The organism is Alkanindiges illinoisensis, assembly GCF_004377485.1.
In the GTDB taxonomy this organism is placed as follows: domain Bacteria; phylum Pseudomonadota; class Gammaproteobacteria; order Pseudomonadales; family Moraxellaceae; genus Alkanindiges; species Alkanindiges illinoisensis_A.
In genome coordinates, this window is sequence record NZ_SNTY01000004.1 from 1 (window position 1) to 513 (window position 513).

Consider the following 513-nt stretch of genomic DNA (forward strand, 5'->3'; position numbering starts at 1 on the left):
CTTGCCGATCTGCAATGACCTGACGGCATTGCTTGGTGTCATAAGCTCCATCGGTATAAACAGAGTCAATCCGCTCATCTTGTGGAATCTGATTAAGTAAATCACCAAGCACCTGTGAATCACTGACATTATTGGTTGTAAGCTGAACTGCTCGTATTTGTAGGGTTTTAGCATCTATACCAATATGAAGTTTACGCCATTGGCGACGATATTCAGGTCCATGTTTCTTGCGTTTCCATTCGCCCTCACCTAGAAACTTCATGCCTGTAGAGTCCATGAGTAGATGCAGCCCATCGCTACTTTTTTGGTAGCTGATTACAATATCAATATGCTTTTGTCTTCTACAAAGCGTGGTGTACGAATATCACTGATATTCGGGGCTGCTCATCCGCAAAGTTTAATCAGACTTTGCACAAAGCCAGTGACCATACGTAAAGACAGACGGAATAAGGATTTAATCATTAAGCAGCATTGGATGGCTGCGTCGGAGTAGGTTTGATTTCGCCCTTGTTT

1 pseudogene is annotated in these 513 nt (G+C 43.1%); it reads right to left on the reverse strand.

Features of this window, described 5'->3' with window-relative positions:
- Nucleotides 1–513 (reverse strand): annotated as a pseudogene (locus E2B99_RS00455) (IS5 family transposase); the annotation flags it as partial.